Here is a 7554-nt window from a genome sequence, read left to right on the forward strand (position 1 = left end):
GGCACGTCCATCAGGTCACCAGATGGAGTAGGACGCGATCACCGCCTGCAGCCGCAGCGGACTCGTGCCGACCACGTCCTGGTAGCCGACCGCGAACATCCGCTCGGTGCCGGGGACCGCCGTGATGGCGCTGTACGCGGCACCTGGCACGGACGGCGCCGGCTTGGTCACCCACGCGCCCGACGTGTAGGTGTTGAAGGCGGCCTGCGGCATCTGGTTGCCGATCACCCACGGAGCTCCCGACCTGCCGACCGCGACGCCCGGCACGCGTGAGGCGTTCAGACCGGGGACCTGCTGCCAGGTCGTGCCGTCACCGCGCACGACAACGCTGCCCGAGCCCATGCCGCCGGAGTCACCGACGGCCCAGAGGTCCTTCGAGGACCGGCCGTCGATGGACTGGAAGCTCATCTGCTGGTTCACGCCGACCTGGACGGCGCGCCAGGCAGTGCCGTTCCAGTGGAACAGCAGCGGCCCGGCGAACCCGTTCCACATGCCGTTGCCCGCCGCCCAGACGTCGTCGGGGGCGAACGCCTTGACGGCGTTGATGGTGCAGAAGTTCACGATGCCGCCGCCGTTCACGCACTCGGCCGGCGGCTGGTGCTCGACCCAGGACTGGCCGGTCCACTCGTGGAACACCGGCGTGTTGTCCCGGTAGCCGACGAGCCACGCCCGTCCGTCCACAACGGACAGATCGCGGATGCTCAGCCAGCTCGGCGTCGCACCGGCCGGGTAGGGAATCTGCGTCCACGCCGAACCGTCGTAGCGGTACACGAAGGTGGTGTTGTCGCCGGGGTCGTGCGCCGTCAGCGAGCCGGTCACCCAGACGTTGTTCACGGACGACGCCGCCACGTGCCGAAGGGACACCTTGCCCTGCACGGCGGGGACCGAGCTGCGCGACCAGCCGATCCCGTTCCACTTCAGGATCAGCGGATCACCGGTCGTGTACTGCTGCTCCGGGTCGTAGCCCTCGACGCCGACCGCCCAGGCGTGCGCGGAGTCGGCCGCGGCCACGTCCCTGAGGACGCTCGTCATCGTTGTCTGCGGGATCGGCGCCAGCCGCCAGGCGGGCGACGGCCTGGCATCGGCCGGACCGGAGAGAACAGCGGAAGCGGCGACCCCCACCGACAAGGCGGCGGCCAACCGTCTGCGAACACCCATGCATACCCCCAAGAAATCGCTATGCCCAGGACACTCGGGTCGGATCATGCATGACCGCGGCCGGGAAACCAGGGGTTCGCCGCACATTGGTACGGATGCGCGGCGATCGTGACGCCGCCGCGACGGCACTTAAACCCGAACGAGATTCGGGTTAGTCTTGTGATCTGGTTCACTCCGGAGTAGAACTGAACGCACGGTTACCGGAAAGCGCGCGCCTCACGGGACTTACCTCCCTGCCAACCGAATAGTTGTGAGGACTCGTGCGAACCGCAGTCTCAGCCGCCCTGCTCGGACTGGGTGCGTTCGCTGTCGCCACCGGACTGGTGCTGCAGCTGCACACCCACCCCTACCTCGCCAAGTTGCAGCACAACATCGACAACGTCTCGGTCTCCTCCGGCGAAGGCGTCACGGCGATCGTCTACCCGCCGAACGGGCTTCCCGAGATACGCCACAACCTCAGCGTCACGGCCACGACGCACGTCGAGGGCGACCTCTCGGCGCCGGAGGTCAAGCAGAACGGTGACGTCACCGTCTGGAAGCGGTCGACGATCGTCAAGGAGAGCAAGGACGACCTCGTCCTCAGCGCCGAGGTGCGCCGGATCTGCATCGACCGCCGCACCGGCGAGGCCGTCGCGCCGTGCCACGGCGAGTTCTACGAGACCGAGCAGGGCAAGCGGATGATCGGCCAGGGCGCCAAGCCGTTGCACCCCGGCCTCAACTTCGTGTTCCCGTTCGGCACCGAGAAGCGTGACTACCGTTGGTACGACACGGTTCTCAAGGAGCCGGTCCCGATCCACTTCGCCGGCGAGCAGCAGTTGCAGGGGCTCGACGTCTACCGGTTCGTGCACACGATCGAACCGAGGGAGCTGGATCATTTCCAGGTGCCCGGTTCCATGATCGGCAGTCGAGAGTCCTCCGTGGACGTCACGCAGTACTACGGCGTCACCCGCACGTTGCTGGTCGAGCCCGAGACCGGGGCGGTGCTGTCGCTGCGCGAGGACATCAAGCAGGAGCTGCGCACGGTGACGCAGCGCGCGGGCGAGGGGACCTACGCGTTCGACGGCGAGCTCGCGCTGACGCCCGCCTCGGTCACCGCGAACGTCGACGAGGTCAAGAAGAACCGGCCGCTGCTGTTCATGATCACCACGCTGCCGACGATCCTCTGGGTCTCCGGTGCCGTGCTGATCGCGGCCGCGCTCGTCCTGCTGCTGCTCCACCGCCGGGGTTTCCTCGTCGCCGGAGTGGCGCTGGTGATCGGTGCCTGCCTCGGTACCGGCACCACTTTCTGGGTCACCAACGCCAGCGACCCGGACAGCTCCCTCGACCTGAAGAACGTCGTGTCCTCCACGAACGTCGACTACGGCCTGCGGTGAACTTCCCCTTCCTCCTCGATGATCCGGGCGACGCCGAGCAGCGCGCCCTCCGCCGCCGGGACCGCGATGACGGTCACCGGCAGCGGGTTGCCGTCGGCGTCCCAGCTCGCCCGCACCGACACGGCCGGATAGCCGCTCACCCTCCACAGCGGTGCGAACGGCGACGTGGCGCCGTTGCGCACCAGCACGCCGCCGGGCAGCGCCATCGTCTCGGCAGGGCCGGTGTAGCCGGGCGTCACGAGCACGTCGACGCCCGCGAACATCTGGTCCAGCATCACGCGTTCCGCGGCCCTCAGCGACCGGCACAGGCCGCGCAACGGCGTCGGCACGACCTTGCCGAGCAGTTCGAGCTCACGCCTGCCGGCGGTCAGGTGGGGCGCCAGCAGGAGCCGGGACTCGCTGGCGAGGTGCGGGTCGTGGTCGACGACCTCGTTGGCGTGCATCGACAACAGGGCGGCGACGTCCTCGACGGCCCGCCGCATGGGCGCGCGTGTGCGCGTCGTCATCGAGACGCCACGCAGAGACACACCGATCCGCAGTGGACGATCAGCGGGCTTGGCCTGCCAGCCGAGTCCCGTGAGGACGTGCGCCACGTCGGTCACGCTCCTGGCCAGCACGCCGGCCCCACCGGACGCCTCGTAGCCGACGACGCCCGCGGCACCGGCCGGAACCCGGCCCGCACCGGGCGCCCGGCGCGCGAGCACGGCGGACACCACACCCGACGAGACGGCGACCGCGGTGCCGGACACCCGAGGGTCGAGCAGCGTGGCGGGCAGTGCCGGCGAGGGGTTGCGGTGTCTTTCGGCGGCGGACGTCCGTCCCACCACGACGGCACCGGCGGCGGTCAGCACACCGGATGCCGAGTGCGGCAAGGAATCTTCGACCGCGAGCGGAAGGCCGAGCAGGGCGCCGCGCTCGCCGCGGGCCAACCGCCGATCGGCCTCCTCGGCACTGCGCCGGGCGGCGGTCAAATCGACATCTGTGAAAACCTCGCGCAGGGAGCCGAGCCGATGTTCCGTCGTCGCAAGGAGTTCTGCTGCGGTGGTCGTACCGCTGGCGAGCAGCCGGGCCTGGTCGGCTGCTCCGGGATAGCACACAGGGGTTTCTGCCACGTGTCTCTTCCTCCGGCATCGTCGCCGATGAGTCAGGAGCTGGTTCTTTCAGCTGCTACCCGTTGGACAGCAGGGGTTGCGCCGAACGGCTCTGCGTTGCGGCGGCCGAGTAGCTGCTTTCGTCACGCGGACCGATCAAGATGACTTCTGTCACCCCACCCGGGGGGTTGCGCAGAGGTTACTGTCCGGTAGTTTGCACGCCACTGTGACGTCCATCTCACGTCTATAAGGAGGACGGGTGCGACGTGTCGCGAGCCTCGTACTAGTAGCACTGGGCATCTTTTCGTTGGCGCTCGGAGCAGTGCTGCGTTTCTACGTGTACCCCGAGCTCGCCGTCGTGCCGCTCGACCAGAAGGTGGAATCCGTTGCGGAAGGTGCCGCGAAGGTGTTCTACCCCAAGGACCTCGTCGTCAAGAACGCTCAGCTCACCGCCACTCGCAAGGTCGAGAGCAACCGGGTGCTGCCGGACGGCAAGTCGGGCGGCACCGTCATGGTGTGGGACTCGGGTCTGGTCGTCACCGACTCGAACAACCAGCTGGTCTCCGCGATGGAGCACCGGGTGTGCCTCGACCGGCACACGAACATGGCGCTCGACAAGTGCAGCCAGCAGTACGTGACGGAGAACGAGAAGGGCCCCACCCCCGATGACAAGGCGGTGCACCAGGAGGGCCTGAACTACAAGTTCCCGTTCGCCACCGAGGCGAAGGACTACGAGTACTTCGACACGACCCTGCGCAGGGCGTCGACGGCGCGGTACGAGGGCACGGACGAGATCGGCGGCCTTCAGGTCTACAAGTTCGTCCAGAAGATCCCGTCGACCAAGTTCCGCGACCAGGAGGTGCCCGGTTCGCTGGTGAACAGCACCGAAGCGTCGGTCAAGGCGGAGCGCCGCTACTCGAACACCCGCACCATGTGGGTGGAGCCGACGAGCGGAATCATCGTCAAGGGTTCGGAACAGCAGCGGCAGGTGCTGGTCGGACCTGACGGCAAAGAAGGAACGGTGCTGCTCGAAGGCACTCTGACCTTCACCGAGAAAACGGTCAAGGAATCAGTTGCCCGCGCCACCGAGGCGCGCGACAAATTGACCCTGATCAGCAGCACCGGGCCGATTGTTCTGGTTTCCGTCGGAGCACTGCTCCTGCTGGCCGGAATTCTGCTCGGCGTGTTCGCGCGGCGGCCGAAGCACGTTGCCTAGGCACGTCGCCTGAGCACGACCACGAAGTTCCACGAGGCGACCTCCCGGACCCCCGGCACGCGGGTGATCCACTTCGCCCACCACGGGTGGTACCGGGGGAACGTCTCGACCACGTCGGCGACGGTCTGGCGGTGAGCCCACCGCTGGACCGCTCCGACGCTCACGGGGAACAGGGAAGTACCGAAGTAGTTCTTCGGCGGTTTGCCGTTGCGGCGCTCGTAGCGTCGTCGCGCGTAGTCACCGCCGAGGAAGTGCCAGGGAGCGGTCTCGTGGCCGCCCCAGGGTGACCACCAGGGCGTGTACGACATGAAGATCGTGCCTCCCGGCCTGGTCACGCGCACCATCTCGGCGAGCATCAGCCACGGGTCGTCGACGTGCTCGAGGACGTTGGACGAGTAGCAGACGTCCACCGAACCGTCACGGAACGGAAGCGCCGTCCCACTGGCGCGGATCATCCCGGGGTCGGGCTCGCCGCGGGCGGAGAGCTCACCGACGTCCGGGTCGAGACCCACGTACCGGGCGCCGGCCGCGCGGAACGCCTCGGCGAAGTAGCCCGGCCCACCGCCGACGTCCAGCACGACGGCACCCCGCAGAGGCACGTAGGAGGACACCTGACCGACCGAGTCGCCGGCCAGGATCGAGTAGAAGTGGTCGGGGTCGGACTGTTCTTTCAGAAATGCGCGAAAAAGCCGAACAGAGCGCTTGAAAGTTGGCTTGTGCGAACTTTCTCGGGCCGAAACTGAACCGATCTCGACCATTGCCATCCCCTGTATTCCGTCTACGATGACTACTTGGCGGTAACCTAGCACCCGGGAGAGTAGATGTCGCGTTGTCCCGATAACCGGCCGAGCATTCTGCTGGTGAATTGGCGCGACACCAGACACCCCGAAGGCGGTGGTTCCGAACGATACGTGGAACGCATCGCCGAAGGGCTGGCGCGGCTCGGCTACCGGGTCGCGATCCAGTGCGCCGACCACGGCCGCGCCCCGCTCGGCGACTGGGTCGCCGGCGTCCGCTTCCGCAGGCGCGGCAACAAGTTCACGGTGTACCTGCACGCCCTGCTCGCGATCCTGCGCTCGGACGCGGACGTGATCGTGGACGTGCAGAACGGCATGCCGTTCTTCAGCCGCCTGGTCGCGCGCTGCCCGGTCCTCGTGCTGGTGCACCACGTGCACCGCGAGCAGTGGCACAGCGCGCTCGGCCCGTTCTTCGGCCGGATCGGCTGGTGGATCGAGTCGTGGCTCGCACCCCGCCTGTACCGCAAGTGCCGCTACATCACCGTGTCCAACGTGACGCGCGACGAGCTCGGCCAGCTCGGCATCGAACTGCGCCGCACGGTCGTCGTCCCGAACGGACTGGACGCGCCACCCGCGGTCACCGCTCGCCGCACCGAGGCACCGGTCCTCGTGGCCGTCTCCAGGCTGGTGCCGCACAAGCGTTTGGAGCACGCGATCGACCTGGTCGCGCAGCTCCGTCCTCAGTGGCCGGACCTGCGACTGGAGCTGGTCGGCGAAGGACCGTGGAAAGAAGTCCTGACGCAGCACGCGATCGACCGCGGCGTCCAGGACAGCGTCGTCATCCACGGCTGGGTCGACGAGCAGACCAAGCACGAGATCCTCGCGGGCGCCTGGGTGCACCTGTGCCCGTCGGTGAAGGAGGGCTGGGGCATCGTGATCATGGAGGCCGCCGCCCACGGTGTGCCCACTGTCGCGTACCGGTCCGCGGGCGGCGTGGCCGAGGCGATCGTGGAGCACGAGACCGGCCTGCTGGCCGAGGACTTCGACGACTTCGTCCGGCACACGGACACCCTGTTGCGGGACAAGCCGTTGCGCAAGGCCATGGGAGCGGCGGGGCGCCAGCGCGCGCAGCAGTTCTCGTGGGAGGAGAGCCTCGACGCGTTCGAGAGCGTGGTGCACAGCGCGTTGCGGCTGCCGCGGCGGCCCGTGACGCGCGAGCACCGCGTCGTGCAGCAGGCCACCCAACCCTAATTGGTTTGGCGCGAAAAGCACGTTCGGGCCGATAGATGGGCGGGTTCTAGCGGTTGTTGCAACGCCTGAGTTGTTCAGGGGTTGCTCGTGTTCGATGTTCGACCGGACCGCAGGCCGCAGGGGCGCAAGAAGTTGGCGGCCGAGCGCCGACGCTACTTTGATCTTGTGAATAGTGGGGTCGGCACCAACGAGGCCTGCCGGATCGTGGGCATCAACTACGCCACCGGCTACAAGTGGCGACGCGCCGCCGGTAGCCGGCCGGGGCCGGTGACACAGGCCGTGTCACCGGCCCCGGCCATGCCCGGCGCCTCAGCTGGTGAATCATCGCGGTACCTGACCCTCGCGGACCGGCTGGTGATCGCGGATCTGGTGCGGCTCAAGCGATCCCAGGCCGAGATCGCGCGAGAACTGGGCCGCCCGCGCAGCACGATCAGCCGGGAGATCCGCCGCAACAGCCACCCGCTGACCGGTGACTACCGGCCCTACGCCGCCCAGGACCGCGCCGACGCCCGCCGCCCACGCCCGAAAACCGGCAAGATCGCCGCCAGCCCCCACCTGCGCGCGGCGGTGCAGACGCTGCTCGACGACAAGTACAGCCCCGAGCAGATCAGCCGGCGCCTGCGCCGCGACCACCCCGATCAGCCGGAGCTGCACGTGACCCACGAAACCATCTACCAGGCCATCTACCTGCAAGCCCGCGGCGAACTCCGCCGCGAGGTCGCGTCCGC

At 68.2% G+C, this 7554-nt stretch carries 7 protein-coding genes; 4 read left to right on the forward strand and 3 right to left on the reverse strand.

The features are described 5' to 3' along the window. Nucleotides 1-15 precede the first annotated feature (15 nt). Nucleotides 16-1158, reverse strand: coding sequence for a hypothetical protein (locus AOM45_RS08295; RefSeq protein WP_156094471.1), 1143 nt, complete (start codon nt 1156-1158; stop codon nt 16-18). A 260-nt stretch (nt 1159-1418) separates the two neighbouring features. Here AOM45_RS08295 and pgfA (AOM45_RS08300) point away from each other — a divergent pair, with 260 nt between their 5' ends. Further along, complete coding sequence (gene pgfA, locus AOM45_RS08300; RefSeq protein WP_030473962.1) at nt 1419-2531, forward strand: cell envelope lipid trafficking protein PgfA; 1113 nt, start codon at nt 1419-1421, stop codon at nt 2529-2531. Here the strand turns inward: pgfA (AOM45_RS08300) and AOM45_RS08305 are convergent. After that, nucleotides 2516-3643, reverse strand: coding sequence for an amidase family protein (locus AOM45_RS08305; RefSeq protein WP_156094472.1), 1128 nt, complete (start codon nt 3641-3643; stop codon nt 2516-2518). The genes pgfA (AOM45_RS08300) and AOM45_RS08305 overlap by 16 nt on opposite strands. A gap of 238 nt (nt 3644-3881) precedes the next feature. Between AOM45_RS08305 and pgfA (AOM45_RS08310) the strand changes: the two genes are divergently transcribed. Next, entirely contained in the window at nt 3882-4838 is a 957-nt protein-coding gene (pgfA, locus tag AOM45_RS08310) for a cell envelope lipid trafficking protein PgfA (protein ID WP_035914028.1), read from the forward strand. Here the strand turns inward: pgfA (AOM45_RS08310) and AOM45_RS08315 are convergent. Then, on the reverse strand, nt 4835-5437 hold the full coding sequence (locus tag AOM45_RS08315) for a class I SAM-dependent methyltransferase (RefSeq protein WP_236703217.1): 603 nt from the start codon (nt 5435-5437) through the stop codon (nt 4835-4837). The two genes, pgfA (AOM45_RS08310) and AOM45_RS08315, sit on opposite strands and share 4 nt — an antisense overlap. 222 nt (nt 5438-5659) lie before the next feature. Here AOM45_RS08315 and AOM45_RS08320 point away from each other — a divergent pair, with 222 nt between their 5' ends. Both AOM45_RS08320 and AOM45_RS08325 read left to right on the forward strand, forming a co-directional pair. Next, on the forward strand, nt 5660-6826 hold the full coding sequence (locus AOM45_RS08320; RefSeq protein WP_269083633.1) for a glycosyltransferase family 4 protein: 1167 nt from the start codon (nt 5660-5662) through the stop codon (nt 6824-6826). A 165-nt stretch (nt 6827-6991) separates the two neighbouring features. Continuing rightward, on the forward strand, nt 6992-7554 hold a 563-nt coding region (locus AOM45_RS08325), incomplete at its 3' end, for a helix-turn-helix domain-containing protein (RefSeq protein WP_156249719.1).

This window comes from Lentzea aerocolonigenes (assembly GCF_000974445.1).
Lineage (GTDB): Bacteria > Actinomycetota > Actinomycetes > Mycobacteriales > Pseudonocardiaceae > Lentzea > Lentzea aerocolonigenes.

What these genes read in the sequence shown, in the direction of transcription:
- AOM45_RS08295 (WP_156094471.1), bottom strand. Translation starts at nt 1,158, where the DNA reads ATGGGTGTTCGCAGACGGTTGGCCGCCGCCTTGTCGGTGGGGGTCGCC.
- AOM45_RS08320 (WP_269083633.1), top strand. Translation starts at nt 5,660, where the DNA reads ATGTCGCGTTGTCCCGATAACCGGCCGAGCATTCTGCTGGTGAATTGG.